General features: G+C 39.2%; 26 protein-coding genes and 2 pseudogenes. 10 read left to right on the top strand and 18 right to left on the bottom strand.

What is annotated here, in order from left to right; translation table 11 throughout:
- Positions 1-32: 32 nt before the first annotated feature.
- From SB775_RS07315 to SB775_RS07280, 8 genes are all read right to left on the bottom strand, one after another.
- Positions 33-785, bottom strand: coding sequence for an SDR family NAD(P)-dependent oxidoreductase (locus SB775_RS07315; RefSeq protein ID WP_249593572.1), 753 nt, complete (start codon positions 783-785; stop codon positions 33-35).
- 31 nt (positions 786-816) lie between these two features.
- Positions 817-1,605, bottom strand: coding sequence for an SDR family NAD(P)-dependent oxidoreductase (locus SB775_RS07310; RefSeq protein ID WP_089362189.1), 789 nt, complete (start codon positions 1,603-1,605; stop codon positions 817-819).
- Positions 1,606-1,717: 112 nt separating this feature from the next.
- Complete coding sequence (locus tag SB775_RS07305) at positions 1,718-2,368, bottom strand: GntR family transcriptional regulator (RefSeq protein WP_089362188.1); 651 nt, start codon at positions 2,366-2,368, stop codon at positions 1,718-1,720.
- A 147-nt stretch (positions 2,369-2,515) separates the two neighbouring features.
- Positions 2,516-3,313, bottom strand: a complete 798-nt coding sequence (locus SB775_RS07300) for a DUF2935 domain-containing protein (protein WP_089362187.1) — start codon at positions 3,311-3,313, stop codon at positions 2,516-2,518.
- A gap of 1,074 nt (positions 3,314-4,387) precedes the next feature.
- Positions 4,388-5,395 carry a C40 family peptidase gene (locus SB775_RS07295; protein WP_410861134.1) on the bottom strand — a complete coding sequence of 336 codons (1,008 nt, stop codon included), beginning with the start codon at positions 5,393-5,395 and terminating at the stop codon, positions 4,388-4,390.
- A 19-nt stretch (positions 5,396-5,414) separates the two neighbouring features.
- Positions 5,415-6,497: a dipeptide epimerase gene (locus SB775_RS07290; protein WP_089362184.1), complete on the bottom strand. Its 1,083-nt coding sequence runs from the start codon at positions 6,495-6,497 to the stop codon at positions 5,415-5,417.
- 15 nt (positions 6,498-6,512) lie between these two features.
- Positions 6,513-7,673 carry a DUF819 family protein gene (locus SB775_RS07285; protein ID WP_061463167.1) on the bottom strand — a complete coding sequence of 387 codons (1,161 nt, stop codon included), beginning with the start codon at positions 7,671-7,673 and terminating at the stop codon, positions 6,513-6,515.
- A 197-nt stretch (positions 7,674-7,870) separates the two neighbouring features.
- On the bottom strand, positions 7,871-8,188 hold the full coding sequence (locus tag SB775_RS07280) for a DUF3870 domain-containing protein (protein WP_061463166.1): 318 nt from the start codon (positions 8,186-8,188) through the stop codon (positions 7,871-7,873).
- Between the two features lie 326 nt (positions 8,189-8,514).
- On the opposite strand from SB775_RS07280, the pseudogene SB775_RS07275 reads away from it, so the two are divergent.
- Positions 8,515-8,999: pseudogene (locus SB775_RS07275) on the top strand (transposase); the annotation flags it as partial.
- 163 nt (positions 9,000-9,162) lie between these two features.
- On the opposite strand, the gene SB775_RS07270 reads toward SB775_RS07275, so the two are convergent.
- The 6 genes from SB775_RS07270 to SB775_RS07245 form a co-directional block, all read right to left on the bottom strand.
- Positions 9,163-10,029: a nitrilase-related carbon-nitrogen hydrolase gene (locus SB775_RS07270; protein WP_410861068.1), complete on the bottom strand. Its 867-nt coding sequence runs from the start codon at positions 10,027-10,029 to the stop codon at positions 9,163-9,165.
- A 73-nt stretch (positions 10,030-10,102) separates the two neighbouring features.
- Positions 10,103-11,587 carry a sodium:solute symporter family protein gene (locus SB775_RS07265; protein WP_284470794.1) on the bottom strand — a complete coding sequence of 495 codons (1,485 nt, stop codon included), beginning with the start codon at positions 11,585-11,587 and terminating at the stop codon, positions 10,103-10,105.
- On the bottom strand, positions 11,584-11,784 hold the full coding sequence (locus SB775_RS07260) for a DUF3311 domain-containing protein (protein ID WP_089362181.1): 201 nt from the start codon (positions 11,782-11,784) through the stop codon (positions 11,584-11,586). Before SB775_RS07260 ends, SB775_RS07265 begins: the two co-directional genes overlap by 4 nt.
- Positions 11,785-11,919: 135 nt before the next feature.
- Positions 11,920-13,152, bottom strand: coding sequence for a Zn-dependent hydrolase (locus tag SB775_RS07255; protein ID WP_410861067.1), 1,233 nt, complete (start codon positions 13,150-13,152; stop codon positions 11,920-11,922).
- Between the two features lie 102 nt (positions 13,153-13,254).
- The gene (locus tag SB775_RS07250) at positions 13,255-14,874 is read right to left on the bottom strand and encodes an amidohydrolase (RefSeq protein WP_410861065.1); all 1,620 of its coding nucleotides are present in this window, start codon (positions 14,872-14,874) and stop codon (positions 13,255-13,257) included.
- Positions 14,875-15,193: 319 nt separating this feature from the next.
- Positions 15,194-16,072 carry a hypothetical protein gene (locus SB775_RS07245; protein ID WP_410861064.1) on the bottom strand — a complete coding sequence of 293 codons (879 nt, stop codon included), beginning with the start codon at positions 16,070-16,072 and terminating at the stop codon, positions 15,194-15,196.
- A 247-nt stretch (positions 16,073-16,319) separates the two neighbouring features.
- Here SB775_RS07245 and SB775_RS07240 point away from each other — a divergent pair, with 247 nt between their 5' ends.
- The 4 genes from SB775_RS07240 (at position 16,320) to SB775_RS07225 (ending at position 20,359) form a co-directional block, all read left to right on the top strand.
- Positions 16,320-16,544 (top strand): hypothetical protein, encoded by a 225-nt coding sequence (locus tag SB775_RS07240; protein ID WP_410861063.1) that lies wholly within the window; start codon positions 16,320-16,322, stop codon positions 16,542-16,544.
- Positions 16,545-16,602: 58 nt separating this feature from the next.
- Positions 16,603-16,830: a hypothetical protein gene (locus SB775_RS07235; protein WP_410861061.1), complete on the top strand. Its 228-nt coding sequence runs from the start codon at positions 16,603-16,605 to the stop codon at positions 16,828-16,830.
- A gap of 762 nt (positions 16,831-17,592) precedes the next feature.
- A complete protein-coding gene (gene rocF, locus SB775_RS07230; protein ID WP_089362174.1) occupies positions 17,593-18,546 on the top strand; it encodes an arginase in 954 nt (317 codons plus the stop codon).
- Positions 18,547-18,922: 376 nt separating this feature from the next.
- Positions 18,923-20,359, top strand: a complete 1,437-nt coding sequence (locus SB775_RS07225; protein WP_410861059.1) for an amino acid permease — start codon at positions 18,923-18,925, stop codon at positions 20,357-20,359.
- Positions 20,360-20,612: 253 nt separating this feature from the next.
- On the opposite strand, the gene SB775_RS07220 is transcribed toward SB775_RS07225, so the two are convergent.
- On the bottom strand, positions 20,613-20,879 hold the full coding sequence (locus SB775_RS07220) for a hypothetical protein (RefSeq protein ID WP_089362172.1): 267 nt from the start codon (positions 20,877-20,879) through the stop codon (positions 20,613-20,615).
- Between the two features lie 404 nt (positions 20,880-21,283).
- Between SB775_RS07220 and SB775_RS07215 the strand changes: the two genes are divergently transcribed.
- Together SB775_RS07215 and SB775_RS07210 are read left to right on the top strand one after the other, a co-directional pair.
- Positions 21,284-22,615: an oligosaccharide flippase family protein gene (locus tag SB775_RS07215; protein WP_061463152.1), complete on the top strand. Its 1,332-nt coding sequence runs from the start codon at positions 21,284-21,286 to the stop codon at positions 22,613-22,615.
- Positions 22,616-22,872: 257 nt separating this feature from the next.
- Positions 22,873-23,064, top strand: a complete 192-nt coding sequence (locus SB775_RS07210; RefSeq protein ID WP_061463151.1) for a DUF3934 family protein — start codon at positions 22,873-22,875, stop codon at positions 23,062-23,064.
- A gap of 436 nt (positions 23,065-23,500) precedes the next feature.
- Here SB775_RS07210 and SB775_RS07205 read toward each other — a convergent pair whose 3' ends face one another.
- Together SB775_RS07205 and SB775_RS07200 are read right to left on the bottom strand one after the other, a co-directional pair.
- Positions 23,501-23,866 carry a DUF948 domain-containing protein gene (locus SB775_RS07205; RefSeq protein WP_061463150.1) on the bottom strand — a complete coding sequence of 122 codons (366 nt, stop codon included), beginning with the start codon at positions 23,864-23,866 and terminating at the stop codon, positions 23,501-23,503.
- Positions 23,867-23,962: 96 nt separating this feature from the next.
- Positions 23,963-24,334 carry a DUF948 domain-containing protein gene (locus SB775_RS07200; protein ID WP_061463149.1) on the bottom strand — a complete coding sequence of 124 codons (372 nt, stop codon included), beginning with the start codon at positions 24,332-24,334 and terminating at the stop codon, positions 23,963-23,965.
- A 172-nt stretch (positions 24,335-24,506) separates the two neighbouring features.
- Here SB775_RS07200 and SB775_RS07195 point away from each other — a divergent pair, with 172 nt between their 5' ends.
- Positions 24,507-24,839 (top strand): four-helix bundle copper-binding protein, encoded by a 333-nt coding sequence (locus SB775_RS07195; RefSeq protein WP_410861057.1) that lies wholly within the window; start codon positions 24,507-24,509, stop codon positions 24,837-24,839.
- A gap of 210 nt (positions 24,840-25,049) precedes the next feature.
- Positions 25,050-25,361, top strand: a complete 312-nt coding sequence (locus tag SB775_RS07190; protein ID WP_089362168.1) for a hypothetical protein — start codon at positions 25,050-25,052, stop codon at positions 25,359-25,361.
- 123 nt (positions 25,362-25,484) lie between these two features.
- Here the strand turns inward: SB775_RS07190 and SB775_RS07185 are convergent.
- Positions 25,485-26,156 (bottom strand): annotated as a pseudogene (locus SB775_RS07185) (hypothetical protein).
- Between the two features lie 331 nt (positions 26,157-26,487).
- On the opposite strand from SB775_RS07185, the gene SB775_RS07180 reads away from it, so the two are divergent.
- The gene (locus SB775_RS07180) at positions 26,488-26,694 is read left to right on the top strand and encodes a YqaE/Pmp3 family membrane protein (protein WP_410861132.1); all 207 of its coding nucleotides are present in this window, start codon (positions 26,488-26,490) and stop codon (positions 26,692-26,694) included.
- Positions 26,695-26,715 lie beyond the last annotated feature (21 nt).

Raw genomic sequence — 26,715 nt, 5'->3', positions numbered from 1 at the left:
TTTAAGGTATCTCGAAAATCCTTTGATTATAATTATCCTTTAAAGCTTAAGAATCCATCATCAACAGGGATGACTTGTCCATTAATGGCGTCCGCTTTTTCAGAGAACAAGAACGTTACAACTTCAGCAACTTTTTCTGGCTGAATCAATTTTTTCCTCATATGAAGTTGTGCCAAACTGTCCAGGAACTCTGGATCTTCACCAATGATCGGCGTTTCGATGAAACCTGGTGCAACGCCGACGACACGAATCCCATATTGCGCAAGTTCAATGGCACCGGATTTAGTCATGGCGATGACTGCAGCTTTTGCGGCATGGTAATTAAAGCTGCCAATTGAAACCATTGTCCCATATATAGAAGCGGTATTAACGATCGTTGCCCCAGTTACACCAAGCTCCACCATCTTCCTTGCTGCATAATACATGCCATAATATACGCCGTGTTGGTCAACATCAACGACTCTGTGATATGATTCTGGATCCATTTCCAAAAATGGTTTTACTAGTCCAATTCCAGCGTTGTTGAATATGCCATTGATGGTGCCATGATTGGCAATTGCTGCTTCGACCATCGCTTCCACTTCTTCCGCTTTAGCTACGTCCACTTTCACAAAAGATGCCGTGCCTCCCTTTTGTTGAATAGATTCAGCCGTTTCCTTAGCGGCAACATCATTATAATCAGCCGCTACGACAATAGCTCCCTGTTCAGCTAATTTATATGCCGTTTCCTTACCAATTCCGCTGCCCGCTCCTGTAATTATTATGACTTTTCCTTTTAAACTCATCTATGGGTCCCCCTATAAAGTTTTTTACTTATCAGATTAAAATGGCCCCTCCGTCGATTACAAGTTCTTGACCCGTAATGTGGCTGGAAAGATCGGATACTAGATACATCATTAGATTTGCGATTTCCTCAGGCTCAGCATACCGGCCATCCGGAGTCGTTGCTTCCAACTGTTTTCTAGCCGTTTCTGCTGCAGCGGAATCACCTTGGCCAAATCCGCTTTCAATCGACCGCATCATAGCCGTGTTGACGACACCTGGGCAGACCGCATTCACCCTGACACCATGTGGAGCAACCTCGACACCAGCTGTTTTCGTCATTCCAAGAACTGCATGTTTACTTGCGCCATACGCCACCATGTTTGGCGTTGCCAGTAAACCCGCTCCGGAAGCTGTATTCACGACTGCCCCGCTTTTTTGTTCAATCATATGGGGCAATACATGTTTTAAGCCCAAGAAAACGCCGCGTACATTTATTGACATTAATTGATCGAAAACCTCAGTAGGATAATCGATAAGAGGCATTATTTTGCCTTCCCACCCGGCATTATTCAAGAAAATATCGATTTTGCCATAGGAATCTATCGTTTTTTGAACATAATTTTTAATGTCGTCTTCCTTTGTAACATCGGCCTTTACAAATTTCGCTTCGCCGCCGTTTTCTTTGATTTTATTTACCGTTAGCAGGCCAGCCTCTTCGGAAAGGTCTACAACAACCACTTTGGCTCCATTTTCTGAAAGTGTAATAGACGCTGCCCGGCCGATACCCCCGCCGCCGCCGGTAACAATTGCTACTTTTTCTGTAAAATCGAATGCTTGCATAATATCCTCCCATCTCACTTTAATCTCGGTGATGATATTCTTGTTTGAATACGATTACATCATAACATTATTTTTGTCGATTGTCGACAATCTGGTTTTAGAGTCAAAGACTCTACATCACTCCACGGCTCAAGGCTTCATGAATTTCATTTTTTGCTTTAACGAAATCATCTTCTAGAATGGCCTCAATGGACATTTTTAATCTGTAATGGAAGTTTTCCATCGTTTCCGTATTCCATTGACTTTGGGCAAAAACCATGAGGATATGACTGGCTTCTTCAAAAAATCTTGATAATGCTTTATTATTAGCGATTGAAAAAATATAGCGAAATATCTGTGTTGCCCTTTTTTGATACTCGATTACATTCCTATTTTCACACTCATCGGTTGCACTTTCCAAATGCCTTTGTAATGATTGCTTATTTTCTGCATGCCACTTCCCTTGGGAAAAATCAATGCCCATCTGGATCAACCCGATCGTAACATCATTATATTCAATGATTTCCTTTTGTGAAAATGGCTTGACGATCGTTCCCCGCCGCGGCATCCTCTCAACAATACCGTCGACCTGCAATAGATATAGGGCTTCCCGTACGGGTGCACGGCTAGTGTTCAATTCTTTGGAAATGTCTTCTTCGACGATTTTCTCTCCAGCTTCTATTTCACCTTCAATGATTTTTTTTAAAATGTGTTTAGCGATTTGTTGTGGTAACGATTCTCCAAAATAAATGCCATCTGTCAAATTGGAAGAATTTCCAAACATCTTTCAGCACTCCTATACTTCTATAATTAATTTTAGTTCTTCTAGTATAACATAAGGATAGGAATTAACTTCCTTTATAAATCACATCCCTTAAGGAAAGCACATATAAAGAGCCCGTTTAAAGAAAGGGCTCCATGAGGTACTTTTTTATTCAACTAGCCTCGGTTTCGCTGGATCGCAGTTTGGCTTTTCCGTGTTTGTCGATTCTGCCAGTTTCGTTAAATAATAACATTCTTCACGCCACATATGATCTGCCATTAATGGGGAAAACGTTCCAAGAGCCTGCGCACTAAGCTCAAGTTCCTCCAATTCAAGCAGAAAGTGCTGAAAGAGTTTCATTTCCAATTTGACGTCCGCATTCATTTTTTCCAATGCCGGGAATGTTGACAGATTTGTTCGTAAATATCCAGCCAATTCAACTGCTTTTAAATAATAATCATTAAAATGTTTTTTATATTGGTCACTTTTCTCTTTTAATCTTTTTTCAACATCGTCCATGTTGGATGATATTGCCCCTGCATGCCCTGCTGCATCTAACAGCCAAACCAAATGATGATGGAGTTCATGAAAAACCGGCGGCATTTGATTTGCATTGAAGTATTTCAATAATCTTAAATATTCTTCCAATTCGTTCACCATATGATTAATGAAAGTAGGTGAAAGATGTATTTTAATTTTCCCTACCAGATGTTCTTTTAAAAGGTTTAGCTTAAACTCCCGAAGTCTTAAAACTTCCTCTTCTGCCATGACAGTAAGTTGAGAAATCTCTTCAGAATTGGCTTTACCAAGTAGAGTATCAAATACTTGAATGAATTCTGAAGCAATTTCAATGTTTTCCACTTCAACCGGAGCTAAAGATTCATGGATGAATCTGGAATGGTCTCCTAAGATTTGCAGCCAAAACCGGTGCTCGAACCTTGCTGTTTTCTCCAAAAACTCATTCATTTGCTCTCCCCCATATTTTAAAAGTATCGAAACTTCACTTATAATTTGTATTCCATGAACTACAAACTTATTAATATAGATTGAATGAGGGCGAAATTTAAGTGGCATACACCAAGAAAATTAATGTTCTTCAATCCCAATTGATTCAAAAATCCCGTCTACTAAAGAAGGTGAGTTAGTCAAACGAATGAAAAACCCCCCCTTTTTTTTTGCCTTCACTTACCAAAAAGAGTTGTTATTCAAAATATTTTAAACCGTCTTTGCTTTATTTTAATTGGTTTTTGAATCTAGATATACGCTGTTTATTGTAGGCTCTTTTCGTAAGGATTGTTGTTTTTAAAACGAAACTATTTAAGGTTGATTGGAGCGGAAGTGCGAGACTCCTGCGGGAGCAGCAGGACAGGTGAGACCCCACAGGCGTTTACGCCGAGGAGGCTCACCGCCCGCACCAAGGAAAGCGAGCATCTGGAGGGGAAATCAACCACAACTCACTACCTGGTAAATAGCAACAAAGGATGTGAAAACAGCCTTATTGTAAAAACAAAGGTAATTTTTATATTGAATTAATGGGTTTTATCGTGGTAAAATTTTCAAAATCATGGTTATTAGGAGGAAGGATTATTGAAAATGAAATAAAGAATTACTTTGGCTATCCAATGGTGAAAATTCCAAGGGGAGAAATAGAATTAAGAGACGATAGAATAAAATTTACGAACTTTTTCCATTGCTGATTTTGCAGTTAGTCCGGTTGAGAAGCAACTGGTGTTCATTACATTCCCTTCCTATGATGGCCTGGAGATCGAATCGTTATTTTTTAGGTTGCTCAACATTAGGTTTGGGAAAAGTGATCATCATTTGCAACCCCTAATATTATAATATAATGAAAATTCCGTAATTAATTATACCATATTTTACCTTATTGATATATGTAATTCGAAAACCTAGGTAGTAGCCAATTCAATTTATTTTGTTAAAAAAAACACAGCTGTGTTCATTGCTAATTCTAACGCTTGAAAAATCTTGTTTTAAATACGAAAAAACCTAAGAGCTCGGTGCTCTTAGGCTTTTTTAAAATCAATCGATATATCTTCTTGCTCCGGCATATTCCTCTCCGTATCCCGATGTTTTTATTTCATCTATCCTTACATGTGTAGAGCTGTTTGGAGAATGAATCATTTTCCCGTCACCAATATACATTCCAACATGATGCACCTTACCTTTTCCTTTATCATAGGCAAAAAATAGTAAATCGCCTTGTTGAAGATTTTCCTGTTCCACCTTTTTACCATGAAGCGCCTGAATGGAAGAGTCCCTTGGGATCGTTATTCCGTTAGCATGGTACATGGTATAGGTAAAGCCAGAGCAGTCAAATCCAAAACCGGACATTCCAGCCCAAAGGTAAGGAAGTCCTAAAAAATCTTTCCCTGATTCTACAATGTCCTTACCGGTTGGAACTGGAATTTGACTTTCGTCTTGATAAACGGACAAGTCATTCGTTTCTATCCATTTTGCTCCATTACTTGGTGTCATCACCTTCACTTTATCTTTTTTCACCTGTAATAGCGGAAGGCGTGTATCGAAGCTGACCTCCATGAATTTTGACCGATTTTTCGAATCCGAATAAAGCCAAGTCTTTGGAGCTGTTACAAGGGCAAACCCTCTATTAAACTGCTTCTCTAAGGATTTTCCTGATTTCAATTGCCCTTTTGGCATCCATCCAGGATAACCTGCATCATTACGGGGTGTCAGCTGATTGGCAATAGCAACTTTCACCCATTCACCCCGCTCTTCAAGAATGGTCACTTTAGAACCATATAATGCTTGGGTTTCCAGGTTACCCACAAGCCACAGTTTGTCTTCATAATTCATGGAGTGTATCCATGCATTCAAATCGACGGGATTCGATGCAGAAGGGGCATCGATGTCCCTTAATAATCCCGGCTCCGTCCAAAGAGTGGCCACAGCTACATCTACATAGGCAATTCTCTCCTTCTCTCTTGAACTAGCTTCATTGGGACTGAATACTAAAATACCGATAGTAAATAAAGATATCACTAAAACTGTTAACCTTTTCAAAATAATCACCCTTTCGAAATAGTTTTTATTGAGTAAATGAGGATTTCCTCTTGACTCCTAGTCCAGGTTTCTCGGAAACGAGAAGTTGATCTTTCGCAAATCGAATGCCCTCAAATGGTTCATCCTTAATCCATAATGGTGCATCTAAATCAATCTTCGTTATATTTGGATGGGCGGTTGCTAGATGAGCCGCGGCTGCTACGCTCACGGATGATTCCATCATACTGCCGATCATGCATTCCACCCCGGCTGCTTCTGCCAAATCCGCGATTTGAAGTGCGCGTCGGATGCCTCCTGTTTTCATTAATTTAATATTAAGGAAATCAACAGCATGTTCATTCAGGAGCCTCATGGCATCACGAGGGGAAAACAAACTTTCATCGGCCATGATGGGCACTTGGACGCACCTCTTTATTTCTTTTAAACCTTCGATATCATGGGCTTGCACGGGTTGCTCCACCAAATCAACGTTCAGCTTCCTTTCCTCGAGTTCATGAATGATTGAAATTGCTTGTTTTGTTGTCCACCCTTGATTTGCGTCAATCCTGATAATAACTTGATCGCCAACAGCAGCACGAATGCAGGCAACCCGCTCTACGTCACTCTTCCAGTCTTTCCCCAGCTTTATCTTCATTGTCGAGAATCCGCAATCGATGAGGGACAATGCCGCCTTTGCCATTACTTCGGGTTCATCAACGCTGATTGTCATATCATTTTTCAGGACATTTGATTTACCACCCAGATATTGATATAAAGGGAGCCGCCATCGTTTGCTGACTGCGTCATATAAGGCGATTTCAACAGCAGCTTTTGCACTTGTGTTTCCTACACAGGATAATTGGATTAGCTGAGACAATGCGTTGATATTCTCGATGTCGCGGCCAATTAGATGTGGCGTGATCACTTCTTCAATGATGGTCATGATTCCATTTGCAGAATCACCTGTTATGGCAACTGTAGGGGCCGCTGCCCCCAAACCTTCCGTTCCATCTTCCAACTTCACCGAAACCATGATATTTTCAATTTCCATTGCTGTACGTAATGCAGTTTTGAATGGCTTGACAAGCGGCAAGGTTTCCACAGATACTTGTAAACTTTCAATCTTCATATTAACAACCCTTCCTTAAAAGCTTGAGAGTATATATGATGTTAGAATTCCAAAATAGGTACCCAGAAGACTGCCGAGTACAGCCATCAAAATCCCGACCGGTATTAGCGCACGGTTGAATGCACCTGCCAATATAGGGGCTGATGCCACACCCCCTATATTGGCCAATGAGGCAACTCCCATTGTAAATAGATCCAACTTAAAGATTTTGGCCAAAATGACCATGATCAATCCATGAAAGAATAGAATCATAAAACCGGAAAAAATATACACAGGTGCTTGAAACAGCTGTGAAAAATCGGCATGGGAAGCAATTAAACCAATGACTATATAAAGCATGACTTTTGAAATTTCCATGGAACCGGCAATACGTCCAACCTTTGTGACTGCCAGAATTAAACCTACAGTCGAAGCGATGATGATCGTCCAAGTCGTTCCATTCACAGCGGCACCCAGTACTGGCAGGCTTTCCCCAATTTTGGTTGCCCCTGCTGATACAATTAAAGCAAGTGCCAAGAAACCAATCAATTCCACGAATCCAAATTCCGTCTTGGCGGTTTCCCCTGCTTCAAGCTCGGATGTCATTTGATCAATGAAAGATGTATCCGCTTTAGTCCAAATATTGAATTTTCCTGCAAGAGGCACCAGCCAAAACAAGAACATGACCCAAATGGAATAATTGATTGTATCCATGATTAACGCATAGCCAAAAATATTTTCAGGGACATCGAGTATGCCTTGCAAGATCACCATATTGGCAGATCCCCCAGTCCAGCTTGCGCTTAAAGCAGAAAATGCCTTCCATGTTCCTTCCGCATAAAAACCATTCATTAAAACGTAAGTAAGAGTGAACCCGCCGATGATACTGAATGAAGCGGCAAAAAAAGTTAAAAGCATCTTTGGTCCAAGTCTGATTATTTTTCGCATATCGCATTGCAAAAGCATGAGCATCAACATGGCGGGCAGCAGGAGGCCACGTATGGTGCTATATGCACTTTCGACTGATTCACTATCTGAAAATACCCCAAATGTTTTCATCAGAGCAGCTCCAATATAAATAAGGACAATACCAGGAACATACTTGAAGAACTTTCCTCCTATCTTTTTTTCCGCTACCGCAATCACGGCAGTAAATGCCAATAAAAAACAGACAAACATCACACCATCTTGAATCATTTCCCATACCTCCTTATATTTAAGGGATTCTGTTAAACTAAAATGTCATTTTCATCTTCGGTAAAAAGACAATAAGCAGAAGATGAAAATTCGACAGTGAAGCCTAACGAAGCCCTACATAAAAAAATCCAGCTGCCAAAGAGCTCCTACACACTCTTTAACAGCTGGATTTCAATTGCGAATAACAAATGAAGCAGCTATAACTTATAAAGTTGATGATATTTAATGCTCGCATTTCTTAGAGCGACGGCCAGTGCTTTCTGAGATGACCCAAAGTAACGTTTCTCAATTTCTTTCTCCAATTCATCGGGTCGAAGAATGGATTTGCCCACTAACATGGATTGAATGAACCTTGATGTAAGCGATATCGTTGTCGAGCATTCCACATCCACTATTTCATGTGTATCACTATCAATGACGAACCCGATAAAAAAGCAGTTGAATTGCTGTGTAATAGGGTTATTAGAAGCTGCCTTCGATTCGCCGACTATATATACTGTATTCTGATGAAACATACTTTTGTGCCTCCTGCCATTACAGACATCGTAACAGGTATAAATAGGGTGTCTATCTATATTATTACAATATGAAATGGTTACATATATTCTATTATATGCAATATGCATTTGACAATATATTTCGTATATTAAGTTAATTCTCGATTCCTCCGGCAATAAAATAGGTAATGGCTTTCGGTTAAGACGAATTGACCCATTATGCAGAACAAGTATTTGTTGATTCCACACATGTGAAAGCCAGTGCGAATAAGCGGAAATTTGAAAAGAAAATCGATCGCAAGGAAACACGCGCGTAACAAGGACGACTTTAAGAAAAAGCTGGGAAACCAGAAGCAGTTGCCTCAGATGCAGCTTATAAAACACCGGCGATTACAAGCCATCTATTTGGTCATAAAATAACACTGGCTTTACCGTTTACACGTCCTCGAACAAAAGAAGGATTCTTCTGCGAGATTTTAAAGTACTCAACAACGAATAAAGAGGGCTATCGCGAGTACAAATCACCAAAATACATTTGTATGGCATGCCCATTTTTATCAAAGTGTACCGAAAGTAAAGACCATCAAAAAGTAGTGACACGTCATATTTGGCAAGATTATATGGAAGAAACAGATTATCTGCGTCAACATCGAGATGTAAAACCTATCTATCCGAAACGTAAAGAAACTATTGAGCGTATTTTCGCAGATACAAAAGAAAAGCATGGCATGCGTTGGACTACTTTAAGGTGATTTAAAAAATTGTCGAGCAGGGGATGCTCACTTTCGCTGCCATGGATGTAAAGAAGATGGCCAATTGGACATGGTAAGGTCCAAAAATGGTCTAACATAGTGGGCTCGTAGAGACCCAATTCCTTAATATTGAGCAAAATGCAAAGGGAATTTCAAAAAGGGGTTCGGGATGTTTTAATTCCAAACCCCTTTTGTCTACAAACTGAGAAACTATTGTATTAATAAGTCTTTTCCAACCGATTAATACAGCTTCTCATAAGGCACATACTTCTCATACATATCTTTTCTGCGATTACGATCATTGAAAGTGGTTGCTGCACCACTTTTTCGATTCTCATAAAGTTCGTCCATATCGACCGTACCCGTAATAATGGTATGTTCATTCATTTCAGCCTCAACTACTATACCATTTGCTGGCCAAGCACTGTCACAGGGGCTAAGTATACTGGCACGACCGTATCCGTCCGGCAGGGGTGCCCCTGGTTCACCAACTGTGGGGCAATGAACAAAATATACCTGATTCTCGATTGCACGTGCATGTGCACAATGGCGAACTCGCCAAAAACCAGCCTCTGTAAACGTGTATGATGGACAAAAAATGATGTCGGCCCCGTTCACAGATAATATTCTTGAAATTTCAGGTATCTCCGCTTCATAACATATTGCTATTCCAATCTTAACCGGACCAATGGAATAAACCTCCAGATCATCGCCTTCAGAGGTACACCAATTTGCTTCAGCAGGAAAGATATGAGTTTTTTTATGCTCAACGTATGATCCGTTTCTATCAAAAATGTATGCAATATTGAAGTATTCATTATCGCGGCGTTCCAGATGCGTGCCCGCAATAATGATCTGCTTTCTTTTTCTTGAAATTGACCTGAAAAGTTCTTTATATTGATTGGTATATTCATCAATCCTCATAACGGATGAAGCATCCTGTATTCCAAAGGTCGCTGATAACCCGATAGTTAACAATTCAGGAAAAATGATATAATCCGAGTCTTCGGGAACTTGGTTGATCAATTCTTCCACCTGTTTCTGAAATTCATTGAAAGTTGACACATTTTCTACACGGAATTGGCAAGCCGTTATGTTAATTTTCACGAAATCCCTCCCAAATCATGCCCTACCAGTTCATCCTGTCAGTAATCCCCATGGAAAACTTGATTAAACGAAATCAGGATATCTTATTCAAATCATTCATTTCATTCTCTTGCATAGCGATATGTTTAGTCAGTGCACTTACAATGAATGTTACTAGTATATTAATTAACAAAGCTATGACACCTGTACTGATATCATTAATTACATGCGGTATACCCGGCAGGAATGTCGCTACCTTAACATCTGCAATTGTCGCATATAGAACGATTAGGACGCCTGCCAAAATTCCTGTCATAGCACCATACTTATTAATTATATTATTTTTTGGTAAACTGCAAAACAAGGCAGGTGCCAGTTGGGTTATTAAACTATATGACATGATATTCAAGATGGCCAAAGCCTCGCCGCCTGTTACCGTAACAATTAAAGCGATTATTGAGATACCAATAATAATTAATCTTGAGACGATCAATTGATGTGTTTCACTCGCAGAAGGTACCAGAACTTTGAAAAAACTATTTGTCAGACCTACCGATGCAGCCATTAGCATGACTGAAGCCGGTACAAGGGCAGTCAATAAACCTGCAGCTCCGATAAACCCTATCACCCATGGATCGAATGTTTGAATCGCCAGCCTTAACAGTGATAGATCTCCATCTGCTCCTTGTAAGCCCGGGATTTCCATGATAGCTGCATATCCTATGAAAAAGACGAAAAGCAGTAACAGTGTGTATAAGGGTAACGCAATGGCATTTTTGCGAAGGGTTCTTTCACCATTCGACGATAAAACGACCATGAAAGTTTGTGGCAGTAAATAAAATCCCAGTGCATTCAGCAAAACGGTGGACACAAACCAGGACTGACTCAATCCGTGATCCGCCAAAACTAACATTTCCGGTTTTGCCGCTTGGACTGTCTCGAACATTGGCTGTATGCCCCCAAAGTAATGAAATGGGATGTAAATCCCCAAAAAGATAACGACAACCAAAATCATGAAATCTTTTAGTATCGCAGTCCATGCTGACCCATGAATGCCTGAAATCATTACATAAGTAGTTACGACTACAGCACCGATAACACTTGCAGCAACTGGTGAAATCGCTCCATAAGATGCTTCTGAAACAATGATGCCTAATCCTTTGAGCTGTATGACTATGTACGGAACGAGAGCTAGGCTTCCCAATACGGCCACGATCATCCCCATTGATCGGCTCTTGTATTTAGATGCAAAATACTCCGGCTGAGAGATAATGGAATGGCGTTTGGAGTATCTCCATATTTTAGGAACAAGCCAATACGATAGGACGTAGGCTAAGAATATATAGGCGGGAACATAATAAGCAGCCGCGCCTTTTGAGTAAGCCCACCCACTTCCGCCCAGAAATGTGAAAGTTGTATAAATTTCACCTGCTATCAGCAGAAAAATGAAGAATGTACCGAAGCCCCTGCCCCCTACGGCAAATTGCTCCATATCCATATCCTTCCCTTTTCTTGCTTTGATCCCTAAATAAAGTGCGAGCACCAAGAAGATGGAAATGATGAGTAATGAGATATTCATTCAGGATCACTCCCTTTATTATCAGGATCGAACTTATAGACAATCATTAAAATTACTGAAGCCATCACCATCCAAAATGCAACCCAAAATAACAAAAAAGGCATTCCCAATATGTACGGTTCTATTTTATTTGCATAGGGCAATAAACCCAAGAACCCTATGAATGGAACAAAAAGCAATAGCTTAATAGCATTCAAATAATACCCTCCCCTTGTTAGGTTCTTAACATGGAATCACCATCAGTCAAGTCGACTTACATACAAAACTGATGGTTTGATAGCATAAACGTTAGTTACGGACATTTCCTTCTTTCAACAAAACATATATTCGCCTTAATTGGACTGTATGGCAAGGACCGTTTCCAATATTACATTGACGCCTTTTTCACAATCTTCCCAAGTAGTAAGTTCCTCTTCACAATGACTTTTACCTTTGATGCTTGGTACGAAAACCATGGCAGTCGGTATAAAACTAGCTATAAACTGAGCATCATGTCCAGCACCGCTCACCATTCTTTTATATGGTAGACCTAATGAATTGGTCGATTGCTCGAGCAAATTGCAAATTGATTTATCGAACCAAACGGTATCCCTGTCCCATAATTTTTGCACTTGAATGTCACAGCCTCCTTCTATACCTGTGGTTGTAAGGCCTTCAATGACTTCCTCCACCTTTTCGATGACCTTGAAATCCTTATGCCTTGCTTCTAGCGAAAAAACTACTTTATTAGGGATAACCGTATGGATATTAGGAAACACATTTACCCTTCCAATCGTAAAAACCAAATCGTCATCAAGCATGCCTAATTTCTGACGAGCCTCCATAATCAAGCTATTCGCAGTGAAGAAAGCATCCTTTCTCATAATCATCGGGGTGGTTCCCGCATGATCGGATTCTCCAGTAACTTCTATTTCATAGCACACCATTCCAAGGACACATTCAACGACACCGATCGTTAACGATTCACGTTCAAGAATGGGCCCTTGTTCAATATGCAATTCTAGAAATGCAGTCGCTTCTTTTAAACGGGACTCTTCATTTCCTGCGTATCCAATGGCATTTAAGGCACTTTCGAAAGTGGTTCCTTCACTATCCGTCTTTTGCAGCATGATGGATTTCTCGAATTTACCTGATAGAACTCCCGATGACATCATGGAAGGCTCGAATCTGGCTCCTTCTTCGTTCGTAAAATTGACGATCATTACCGGAATTTTAGGCTGGATATTATTTTCCACCAGCGTCCGCACGACTTCCAAGCCGGCAGCTACACCCAAGATACCATCAAACCGCCCGCCTTTTTTCACGGTATCCATATGTGATCCCAAAACAATTGGCGGTTTGTCTTCAAGTCCCGTTAAAGTAGCGTAAATATTCCCCATGTCATCAACCTTAATGGTCATCCCCAATTCTTTACAACAGGAGCAAAAGTAATCACGGACTAACCGATCTTCCTCGGACAGGGATAACCGTGTGACTCCGTTGTTTTCTGTCCGTCCAAAATCCGCAAATTTCTCGAGCGTATGACTCAGTCTCTCACCATTAATTAATAATTTTTGCTTTTTCATAATGAATATCCCCCTTTTAGATAACCTGTTAGATTCTACATAGGTTGGCTCAAGCAACAAAATTGAAGTTTAAGGTCTTTGTCGTATAATAGTTCCTATAGATTATATTTCCACCAATGTTTCTCTATGATAGAGAATCTCTCCGTTTAGAATCGTTGATTCAACTTTTAAATCCTTGATATTTTGAGGATCTACTTTCAATATACTATCATTCAATACTACTAGATCGGCTAGCTTCCCTACCTCTATGCTGCCTTTGACATCCTCATCGAAACTCGCAAAGGCGCCATTCCATGTGTATAGTTTAATGGCTTCCATTACGCTAATCGATTGAACCGTACCTATCTTCATACCGGACCTGCTTCTTCTATTAACTGCAACATGTATGCCTAATAAAGGGTCGTGATCAGTAATGGGAGCATCAGATCCACCTGCGGCCAAGATGCCATTATCAATATAATCACGGGCGGCGTACATGCGGTTGACCCTATTACCGTAGTGTTCGATATATATATCACCGAATTCATAAGGAAATGGGGGGTTGGGGATTGGGATGATTCCAAGTTCTTTCATCCTCTGTTGTAAATCTGGCGCAGATATTCCAGCATGCTCAATCCTATGTCTATGATCTTTTCTTGGAGTTTCATTCAAAGCCTTTTCCACACAATTTAAATACATCTCTATCGCCCTGTCACCTTGGGCGTGTACTGTGATCTGATAGCCTTTTTTATGTGCCTGACCTAATACTTGATAGATTTCTTCTTCTTTATAATAAAGAATGCCAAAATTGCCAGGATCACTCGAATAGGGCTCACGGGTAGCGATCGTCGGACCGGTGCTACTGCCATCCGTAAACAATTTAGCCGGTCCAATTTTAAATCTTTCGTCCCCAGTTCCGGTTACGATTCCAGAAGATACCACTTTGTTTACAAATTCATGCGAATTATTCAATGAACCTACCATCGCATAGATGCGGACACGTATATCCTTACTTTTAATGGCTTGCTGCATTAAACGGAAACTTTCAGGACCATAAGCACCAGCTTCATGAATGCTAGTTATGCCAGCGGCAATGAAATGCTCCGATGCAATTTTCACTGCTTTCAACAGTTCACTTTCTGAATAGCTTGCAATGTCGGCCATTATCATATTTGCTGTTTCAATTAGTTTGCCTGTATTCCTCCCTGCCTTATCCTTTTCAATAATCCCGCCTTTTGGATTCTCTGAGTTTTCATCAATTCGGGCAAGTTCTAACGCCCGGCTGTTCACAACACTTATATGGCTGCATGTACGGGTTACCATAATGGGATGGTCTGTTGAAATTTCATCCAACTCTGTAATTGTTGGATACCGTTTTTCTTTCATAGCAGTTTCATTGAAGCCCCAGGCGCGGATCCATTCACCTTTAGGGATTGTCGAAGCTTTCTTCTTCAGATCGATTAACAAATCTTTTACAGATTCTATATGTTCAGCTTTACAACTTACTGCCAACTGATTGACACCGTACAATATTAGGTGAATATGAGAATCTATAAACCCAGGCAGTAATGACTTTCCCTGCAAGTCAATCACATTTGTTTCTTCACCGATAAAAACCTTCATTTCCTGATTCGTTCCGACTGCCGAGATGCGATTTCCTTTAACTGCCAAGGCTTCTGCAATTGAATTTTTTTGATCAACTGTTATGACCTCGCCGTTTATGAATACGATATCAGCCTTCAAACACTCACCACTTCCTTTTCTTTTGTTGTCCATATCCTGACTTATTTAAATATTCTGTTTTTAATAGATTCATTATATCTACACCAGTTTGTGAATTCATTAGACAAATAGTCAAAAATTTTATCGTTTTTTTACACCTTTCATATGATTATGTCTTATCTTTGTATGATTCATTGATAAAGGTCCCCTATTTATCTAGCCTTAGAAATGGATGAATTAAAATATTCCTTAGGAGACTTATACGAAACAAAAAAAAGATAGGTACAGCAGTTGATATGCTTACCTATCACTTTCATTCCGTTTTTCAGTTGTATGACAATCATTTCAATCTCCCTATAATTCCAATGGTCAAATACTGTTTATTTGCATTAAAATCCCATGGCCAATACCGAAGGGATAATTCGCTTTTACCCACTTTTTCAATAAAAGATTTTATCCCAATCAATGCTGCCCCATACCCCACGTTTGAAGCTAAGACAAATATGGCACCAAGCCCTTCATTAATGGTATCCATATACTCAGGTTCGATTTTTAAGATATCAGTCCATGTAATATAGAATCCATTTTCCTTGATACATTTAGAAATAGAGTGATTCAACGTTCGTACTATCTCATCCCTTAGATCTAAAAGTCCATTCTTTATCTCTTCTGCGTCTTTATTTTGATATTGGTTTGAGTAATCAGAAAGCAGTTCCTTGGCCCAATTATAAAAAAGTTGAGTATAAATGGCGGAAGTTGCTATAACGTCAAAACCATTATAATGATTGGCAAAAATACTTTCAGAAAGCTGACCTAACCGATTCTCGGCATCCTTTACATACTGAATAATTTCCTCTGCCTTTTCACCACGATCCAGCATGGAAGATAGGTGGTGATCAAAATCCATTTTATCGAGGCCTGTAACATCGATTTCAACAAGCTGAATTTTTTTTCGAGTATGTTCAGGCAAATTCTCTATACCCTTTTCCATACTTTCCATATCAATATCGAATAAATATATGGAATTGCATTTAGCTGCTAGATAATCGATATCCAAATCATCGCAATTCCCTGCACCAACGATAGCCATTTTATCAACAATCTCTTTTTTCGAAAAAACGGCATCGAATAACCCTGTAACTTGTGAACGATGCTGTTTCCACCTTATCTTTCTGAATTCATCTCGGTTATGATTCATTTCTCTTTGAAAGGTTTCCAAATAAATCTCTCCCTTTAGGGTACTATCTATATAAATATTGTAACAAAGTATCCCGAAATGTGAATCGCAAATAATATAGATTTCACAGCTAAAAAAGAGGCACTCCTTAAATTCAATTGAATATATAAGCAGAGATAACGGGAGGGTGTTCCTTGGGCAAAACAAGAAAGATTTCACTGACTTTATTAACTATTTTCTTACTCAATATTGCCGTGTCGTAATACTTGTGTTTTCATTCACAAAGAGTATGAAAGCTGATCCTGAAGAAGAAAAAAAGGTTAGAATTCAAGCTGAACGGTATTTAGTGAAAAACTTTGAAGATAAAACGGAAATATATGATGTCCTCTATAAGAATATGGGTAATTGCAACTATTTTGAATGTGCAACTAAAGTGAAACATAAAAAATATGGTACTAAATTTTTAGTTTACTTTAATGATGAAACAGGGGATACCTTCTTATCTGAAAAATAGCAAGATGATGCTCCAAAAAGAGATAAGGCCTTATATTGAAAATGATCTGGGGGACATTTTGATATCCAAGGATATGGGAGATATTGCAGAAAGTGATGATTGGGAAGAGATTCAACAAGGAATAGGCGATTCGAATCAATTAGTCTTGGTCTTTGATGAGGGGATCGGGAATGAATTGAAGATTGATCCGAACCAGCAAGCTATAAAGATTATGACGTTGTCCCAACCATTCGGATCACCCTTTCACGTAAGAAACAGTATGCAGATGAAGACCGCTTTACTGTAATTATCGCTGCCTCTGGAAGATGAGGAATGGAGTCAATCATTTTAAAGGCACTCATATGTTTTAACAAAGCGATATGAGCAGCAATCAAAGCCTGCCGCTACTTTACCTATTTTGTTTTCCGGCAGCAAACCCTTATGATCCAATATGAATTCGGGGCTGCAGTTCCCACTTCTCCAACAAACTTTCCTATTCTTTTGGTCGGAAATATCTTTCCGCTCGTCGTTTTTTCATGATATTTGCAACTAGTACAAAAAACATACTAAGGATGAATAATCCAAGATCCATAGATTATGCCGACATGATGGACTATAGATTATTATATTTCGTTTCTCACAGTTAACCTCAGTTTGGCAAACAGCTCTTGGTTTTTGGTCAGAAACAATCCTATTCAATATGAAAACGAAAAGCCCTTCCATGATTTGTATATGCGGCTGCTCCATTTCCTGAATAATTTACCTAATAAAAACATTCAATATTTTCAATGGAATCCTTAACGGGAGACTTTGATCGGGCGAGCTCCCACTCTCATCGGAAATATCAACAGAGTGTAGATTTTACAGGTATTCAGCCCACTTTTTTAAACTAATTCACATACCCTACAGGGTAATGATTTTATACACTTCACAACTCAAAAATAGGAATTTCAACCCAGAGATTTCACCCTTTTCTTAATCGTATAAATATTCAAAAAAATGTCGAGTTGAGTCATCTGGCCTTTTACCCTTATACTAGGGAAGAAAAATCAAAGGAGGAGAATTATACATGAAGAAAGAAATTTCAATAATTGGTGTTCCAATGGATCTTGGTCAAACTAGAAGAGGAGTGGATATGGGACCTAGTGCCATTAGATATGCAGGATTGAGTGAAAGACTTGAAAACATTGGCTATACTGTCCGTGATGAAGGTGATATTATAGTAGAGATAAAAGAAAGAGCACAAAGTGATAGCGACACAAATTTAAAGAATCTACAAGATGTTGCAGAAGGTAATGAAAAATTAAGTCAAAAAGTGGATGAAGTCATCCAATCAAATAGGTTTCCTTTAGTATTGGGGGGAGATCACAGTATAGCAATCGGCACATTATCCGGTTTAGCGAAGCATTCTGAAAATTTAGGAGTAATTTGGTATGATGCGCATGGCGATTTAAACACAGCCGAAACTTCCCCATCAGGAAATATCCATGGTATGTCCCTTGCAGTAAGTTTAGGCCTTGGCCACCCTGCACTGACTAACATTGGCGGCTATTCCCCAAAAGTCAAACCAGAGAATATTGTCATTATTGGTGCCCGTTCTTTAGATCAAGGTGAGAAAGAACTAATCAGGGAAAAAGGTATTAAAGTCTATACTATGCATGAGATTGATAGAATGGGTATGACAAAAGTGATGGAAGAATCGATTGCCTATCTGAAAGAACGTACGGATCTTGTACATTTATCCCTTGACCTTGATGGTCTTGATCCAGATGATGCACCAGGGGTCGGAACGCCTGTAATGGGAGGCATTAGTTACCGTGAGAGCCATCTTGCCATGGAAATGCTAGCTGAAGCTAATATCATTACATCTGCAGAGTTTGTAGAGATAAATCCAATATTGGACGAGCATAATAAAACAGCTGAAGTTGCTGTAGCATTAATGGGCTCATTACTTGGAGAAAAACTGCTTTATGGAGCGGAAGACCACCTTATCACTTCAGGTTTACTGGTAGATGTAAAATAGATCGAACTCTATTGAGATGACAGTTATTGATAGAAATAGAGAGAGAGTTCACTAATGGATGCTTCATTGGAAATATCACATCAGGGTGCTTCTCTCCCCATTTGCGGATGATCGACATGTTCAATTCACACCCTGGTTTCCTGACGCTTGGCTTCCTTTTCTTTATTAAGCGGCGCTATCGAAATTTATTCTGCATAGATGCCTATGTTCATTGTCACATCTTTCTTAAATGCAGAAGTAATCTCTTTTCCGAGGGAATTCGACATCTCCTAAGATTCAAAATCGAAGCTTTTAGACTTGTGATTGAACACAAATTCCTAATAACGTCCCAACATAAATGAAACCGTTTGCACCCATCAGGTAAAGGAGTCTTTCAATGAAAACAGCAGATAATCAACCAAATGAATTAAAACGGAGCATGAAAGCAAGACATTTATTTATGATTTCAATAGGGGGATGTATTGGTACGGGCTTTTTCATTGGTTCAGGCTATACCATTCATGAAGCAGGAGCCTTCGGTGCTATCCTCTCTTACATAGTCGGCGGCTTCATCATGTATTTAACCATGCTTTGTCTAGGCGAACTATCGGTTGCCATGCCTGTTTCCGGTTCGTTTCAGACATATGCGACTAAGTTCATCGGTCCTGGAACCGGGTTTGCCATCGGATGGCTTTACTGGTTAGGTTGGGCCGTTACAGTTGCTTTAGAGTTTTTGGCAGCAGGACAGCTTATGCAAAGATGGTTTCCCGAATCACCCGTTTGGATGTGGTGTGCAATCTTTGCTTTTCTCATATTTTCACTAAACGCTTTATCAGCAAAGGCATTTGGCGAATCGGAGTTTGTTTTTTCCAGCATAAAAGTATTGGCCATCATTTTGTTCATCATCGTTGGCGGTGCTGCCATGTTTGGTCTTATTGATATGAAAGGTGGACAAGAAGCACCATTTTTCTCCAACTTTTTCAGTGAAGGCCTCTTCCCCAATGGGATATCGGCCCTGCTTATCACAATGATTACAGTGAACTTTTCCTTCCAGGGCACAGAGCTAATCGGAATTGCCGCGGGAGAAAGTGAAAATCCAGAAAAGGTCATACCTAAATCGATCAAACAAACAGTTTGGCGTACCCTTTTCTTCTTCGTCCTTTCTGTCTCTGTTCTTTCAGCGCTGATTCCAAGGGAACAGGCAGGAATCGTTGAAAGTCCGTTCGTTGTTGTATTGGATAGTATCGGAGTTCCTTATGCGGCTGACATCATGAACTTCATCATTCTAATAGCGCTTTTGTCCGTTGCAAACTCCGGCCTTTACGCGGCAACACGTATGCTTTACTCGCTTTCTAAGGAAGGCATGGCAAGTCCGAAGCTCGGTATGGTAAATAAGCGAGGAATTCCGCTTAATGCCTTGCTTATTACCCTTGCAATAGCTGGTTTGTCTTTACTTTCAAGTGTAGTAGCCGCCAAAACAGTGTTTGTCTTTCTTCTCTCCCTTGCAGGATTAGGAGCGCAAATTGGCTGGATTGCAATCGCGGCTTGTCTTCTTGCTTTTAGAAGATCATATACCCGCCAAGGCGGAAAGGTAGAAAATCTGAAATTCAAAGTACCGCTATACCCAGTCATCCCCATTCTTGCCTTGATAGCAAACTGCATAGTCATGATCAGTCTAGCGTTTGTTCCTGAGCAGCGAATGGCCCTTTATTGCGGGGGAACATTCTTCATTGGTTGTTATGCGGTTTATCACTTTAAGGTAAAGCAAATCAAGAAAGCAGAAACTCCTAAGCAGGAAGTTCAATTAAATGCCGGTAAAAAGATGGTCATTTAATCTTATCCGGATGGCTGTGGAAAAGAGTATAGCGATGAAAGCGATCTTGATTCCGATAAAATCAGTATAAAGAAAAAATACCCTGGAGGTTTCATACCCAGGGTATTTTTTATACTTAACCACAATTAATTGGAAGTTACATTTCAGTTTGCCTCCTGGATAATTAAGCTCTATTTAAGCTATAGAAATATAGGAAAGTAAATCTCATGACATTTAACAAGTATCACAAAAAAAATCATCTTAATCGATGATTTTATTTTTGTGCATATTCTTTTAATCTAGGCAAGATTGGCACTAAAATTTCCTTGGCTATGTAATCAGTATCTAATCCAATGAAGCGTTCACTTTCCAATTCGACCGACCTAGCCTTATCCGGGTCATTACAAAAAATAAACGATAAGATTCCGTTATCTTCCCTCATATCTACATATTTAAATGTAATGTCATGTTTCGTAAGCAAACTTTCAAACGCAATGCACAATTCATCTATATTTAATTGACTAATAGATGTGAATTTCATATTGATCATCCCCTCTGCTAAAGGATAGCAAAATAAAGCATGAATTACAAAGTGAAAATCAAGGCTCCGACTATTGTTTCATAATTCATCCGATATTTTTGCCAAAGGGAACCTGGCAAACCAAAAACCCCTGATCAGAAGAATGAAATAAATGCAAACCCATTACTTGAATGAACCCTTTTGATGCTGAAGGCTTGGGTGAAAATTTCTAAATTACATGTAACCAATCGATTTCTTCCACTTTCCCATCCTTACCTGATTTAATTTTTTATCTTCCAACAGATTAATCAGTATTCCCCATAGCCATAGCCGCATTATGTATCACCATTTTGTGGAGCTCCGTATGAATATTCCAAAGCATGTCTCATATCTTTATACAAACACCTTGTTAGGAGTGGTCCAACATGAAGTCTTTTTATAAGGGAACGCTCATTTTGATTGTCGCAGCGTTTTTTGGTGAATGTATTGAATTTTTAGTAAACATGATCCTAGCCAGGGAATTACAGGAAGAGGGCATGGGGCTTTATATGTCCATATTGCCAATTTTCTTTTTGATATATGTGATTGCCAGCCTTGAATTACATATTTCCATTTCAAAATTCGTTGCTGAAAATAAACAGACATTGCATTATAATCTAGTCATCCATGCTCTTAAAATGGCTGCAGTCATCGTGTTGGTCATGTGCGTAGTCATGCCTTTCATACTTTCATTCTCATCCATAATGGACAGATATCATCCTTATATTAAATGGCTGCTCATCACTTTAATCCCAATAGTTGCATTCTCGTCGATTGCAAGAGGGTATTTCATGGGTGTCCAGCAAATGGGGAAGATTGCCTTTTCCAACTTTTTGAAGGATATCATTCAATTTGGTTTGCTTTTCCTCATCTTTAACTTATTTCATTTTAACCAAGAAAAATCATTGTTGATGGCCTTTTTTGTATTGATTGGCAGTGAGTTCCTCGTTTTTCTATACTTGATAAACCTTTTGATCCTTCAAATGCGAATCATGAAACGCGGTACAAACTCGCGAACAACCGGTAAACATGCACGACAAAAGTTATTGGCGGTTTCGCTGCCCACTATGGGATTAAGGATCTTTCATGCCATAACAAATGCCATGCAACCTTTTTTAATCCATACTGCCCTTCTCTCAGCAGGATTCGGTGCGGTTGTGGCTACAGAGCATTTTGGGATGCTCACTGGGGTAGCGATGACCATCGGCTTCTTTCCGGCCTTTATCGCGCATTCCTTAATGATCATGCTCATACCGAATGTTTCGAATGCGCACAAGAAGCAGGATAAGGAAAAATTGAGGGTTTTATTGCAAAAATCGATGTCTTTTACCGTATTGTATGGGGTTCCAGCTGTGTTCTTCATTTATTTCTTTGCGGAACCCTTGACCTCTCTCTTTTTTTCCTCAACATCTGCCTCATACTATTTAAAATTATTATGTCCCTATTTCCTTTTTCATTTTTTTGTCATTCCAATGCAAGCCTATCTCATTGGCCTGGGCTTAGTGAAAGATGCTTTCATCCATACAGTCTGGTCCCATATCGTTGCATTTTTAATGATGTATATCCTAGGGTCCCAAGCTTCACTTAATATGGGAGGCATCATTTTAGGAATGAATACGGGCGCTGTATTATTAACTTTCATGCACTACTTGACCATTTGCAAAAAAATTGGAATAAGTATCTTTTTGATGAAATCCAGGTCCATATCGATAAAATGACTAAAATCAGGTCCATCCACTCTAACTCCACTAAGTTTAATTTTGAGGAAACACAGCAAATAATTGGAATAATAGTTAAGAATAAGCAAGTTCCATCCAGCAAAAATCCTTGCTTTTATTGGTTTATAAAGATTCTGATAAAAATATTGAGCCTTTCCCTGTACATATCACCGTGGTTACTGTATATTTCAACATACTTGGGTAATAATCAAGTAAAATGGTTTAATATAACCATACAATAGTAATGGAGTGATTTCATGAGTAAAGCTAAGGCTAAGAGTGGTACGGGTAAAGGTACGGGAACAGGTACGGGCAAGAAGGGCTGGAATCGTTGGAAAACTGGTGCCAACAAGAAAAAAAGCGCAAAACCATATGTAAGTAAAGGCGTCAAACATTCCAATGAATCAAAATCTTCCGGCCAGTCTACAGGTGACAAGACCGAAAAATAATAGCTTGTTTTAAATCCATACAAAAAAATTTAGGTTTATTCCATATTCTCATACAGGGTGTAATAGAGATCTGTATGAGAGAAATGGGTCTAATAGATAATAACGACGATATCCAGATTAATCCTATGAGTACGGCTATAATTATACATACCATCAAAAAAGACACTTCCTTACCCGGCAGTGTCTTTCATCTTTTTATTAGGCTGTTTTCACATACTATGTTGCTATTTACCAGGTAGTGAGTTGTGGTTGAATTCCCCTCCAGATGCTCGCTTTCCTTGGAGCGGGCGGTGAGCCTCCTCGGCTTAAACGCCTGTGGGGTCTCACCTGTCCCGCAGCACCCGCAGGAGTCTCGCACTTCCGCTCCAATCAACCTTAAATAGTTTCGTTTTAAAAACAACAATCTTTACGAAAAGAGCCTTTTATTATGATCTTATTATCTAAATTGGCTTTTGGGTTTGATAGCATTGATTTTTTTCTGGGAAAACTCTGTCCGGAAGCCGTTAGTGGCTTTTTTAACAGAGTCTGTAACTGAATGTATCGCTTCACCAACATCTTGAGCAGAATCCAATAATGGTTCAACCGTTTTTATTTTAGTTTTTACATCGTCGGTGATTTCATTTGCAGTTTGCAATAGTTGTTTCGATTCGCCGGACAAATCGTGGATGGCATTTCTCACCTCAACCAATGTTTGATTGGCTTCTCCTATCGTGACCATTCCCTTTTGAAGAGTACTAATTAAAAATACGACCAACCAAATGAAGGCTAAAGCGATCGCAGCCACACTATATTGAATTATCAAGATAAAGCTCCCCCTCTATATTAAATAGTAGAAACGATTACTTTAAATAGGTTAGTGAATCCCGGGGTGCCTGTTTTTTAGTGATAAATGATGATACTATTTGATTATTATTTGAACCCCCTCAGCTTCAGTTCGAGTGGATAAATCCTTAGGGCGGCCTTCCAAACTGGCTTCTTTCATGGAATTGGTTACATTATGAATCATTTCCCCAACATCTTGAGCTGATTCTAGCAATGGATCGACATTTTCCATCTTCCCTTTTACATCCGCTGTAATTTGATTGGCAGAGTGGATCAATTGTTTGGACTCTTGCGTCAATCCATGTACCGCATTTCTTACCTCTTCCAGTGTCTTATTTGTTTCTTCGAGCGTTCCCATTCCTTTACGCAGCGTCTGGTTGACATTATATATCAAATACACGACGGCTCCGGAGACACTGGCCACACTTAATTTAATAAACATTTTCATATATCCACTCCTTTCATTTAAATTTATGCACTGCCACTTCCATTAATCCCCTAAAGACTTTCACGTGTCCGGTCAGTTTTATAGAGCCATTTACCTTAACCTAAAAGAAGTTTAAAGGATAGTATAAAGGATAATAGTAAGGGAGAGACCATATTTAGGAGGAGATTTGTTCATGTCACATGAGAATTATTCAGCTGTTATCCAAACTTTAAATGATTGTATGACCGCGTGTAATCATTGTTACGACGCATGCTTAAAAGAAGATCAAGTAAACATGATGGTGGAGTGCATTCGCTTGGATCGGGAATGTGCGGATTTTTGCTCCTATTTAGAACAGGCGATAGGAAGAGGTACACTGTTTATTTCAGAGTTGGCTGAAGTTTGTGCCAAGATCTGTGAAAACTGCGGGAACGAATGTAAAAATCACGATCATGAACATTGTCAAAAATGTGCTGAGGCATGCTTTAGATGCGCAGAAGAATGCATAAAATTAGCCGCTTTATGAAAGGAATAGCACTAAGCTATTCCTTTTATTTTACTTCCCCCTTACCTACCCATTACTTTGTTAAATCTATTTAAGGATGATGATATAATTTATATATTCTAGCGAGGTATATGTTGAAATTTTTTAAAGATGAAATTTATAAAAATACCAAAGACATATATTGAAAACCGCCATTTTTAGGCACACTAGTATTAAAAACAGGAGGAAATTATGACACCTCGGAATGTTCCGGCTAAAGCTGATTTAGAAGTGAAAGATACCCCCGCTTCACCTGATAAGGAAAGTGAATTAGCCAAACTCAATCGATTATTAGGTGCAGTCATGCGATATTTATCAGATGATGAGCAAGAAGAAATTGATATAGAGTATCTTCTCGAAAACACCGAAGGGCTGCGGGATTGGTGGAGCGCATATAGGGAGCTTGATAGAAAACGGGTCGAAGAAGAAATAAAAAATTCCCTGACAGCTCTATCCCTTGAAGAACTTGAAAACATCCGTGAACAAATCCGCACAAAGGAATAATAAAAAAAATCCCTGCACTGGGATTTAACCAGATTTGTGATTTTTTTATTTTCTTCTATATACAAATACATTTTTTTGAAATTAAAAAACGTTCCGTTCATGCGGCACCAGCAATCATTTGATTCAAAGACCACTCAATGAACTTAGTTCTAGTTGAACGATCATGGAATCAACTAATGCATGCAATGGATTTAAAACTTTGTTTCCTGTCTGAAACTCATAACGTTGAGCTGCTTCAACCATTGATAATTGTGCCACCGACAGAGGTCTTTTCCCACTATTAAAGTGGTGCAGGAACTTAACGATTTCCTGGTTATATTTTTCACCCAATCCCTGCATAATGAATGCAAACGTATTGTCGATGATGATTACTTCAAAATCCACACCCTCATATTTTTCAGCATGTGCATTTAAACGTTTGACAGTTCCTTCGACAGTAGCAGGGTTCGTGAATAATATGACTTGAGGTTGCCGCAATTGGCAAATTTGTTCAAAATATGGTTCATCGATTTTAATGATAGGCATGGGTAAGGAGAGTTGTTCTTCGTTTAAAAAGGCGATGTAATTCGTACAGGTTATCAGGATGGCATCCACTTTACATTCGGCAATCCATTCGACTTGTTCTTTAACCATTTTTTGAGCATCCGAATACTTAAACTTTACATCCGATGCCACCCTATGCATCAAGCCTGGATCTACAAGATGAAGCCATTCAATATCAAATTACGAGAAGGCTTTTTCTATATATTCAATATTTGTATAGTGTGCATGCAAACAGCCTATCTTTTTTCTCATGAATTTCCCGCTTTCAGTCAGTTTTCTGACTATTCTAATACAAAAAAACGTACTTTGCCCACTACCTGCAAAAACGATATTTTCCTTTTCCTAAGCCAGCCACCTCATGCTTAATCCAAGATAAAGAATCCCTCAAAAAATATATCTTTAAAGACAGAATGTCGGTTGGGTATGAAGCGGACACCCGGGCATATATTTATCAAGGTAATAGCAAGGGGTATCATCAGGAAGATGGAACGGTAGCTTTACACTACAAGTAATGCTAGTATTACTTGTAGATTGTCAAGTCGTAAAATTCAGATGAAAATCATAATTTTGGAGAGTGTTTATTATTCTATATTTAATCGCGATTCTTTTCCCCCCCTTAGCCGTATTATTAGCGGGTAAACCCATTCAGGCTTTGTTTAATTTAATCCTCACACTAATTTTTTACGTACCTGGTTTAATTCATGCCATCTTAGTGGTGCATGATAAAAAAGCTGATAAACGTATGAAGCAGCAAGCATCACTTATTGCTAAAGCGAAACGGGATGACTGAGTATATATTCAACAGACTACA

Source organism: Peribacillus sp. SIMBA_075 (assembly GCF_046534585.1).
The sequence above is the reverse complement of the archived record's forward strand: the minus strand, read 5'-3'. Positions and strand labels throughout refer to the sequence as shown.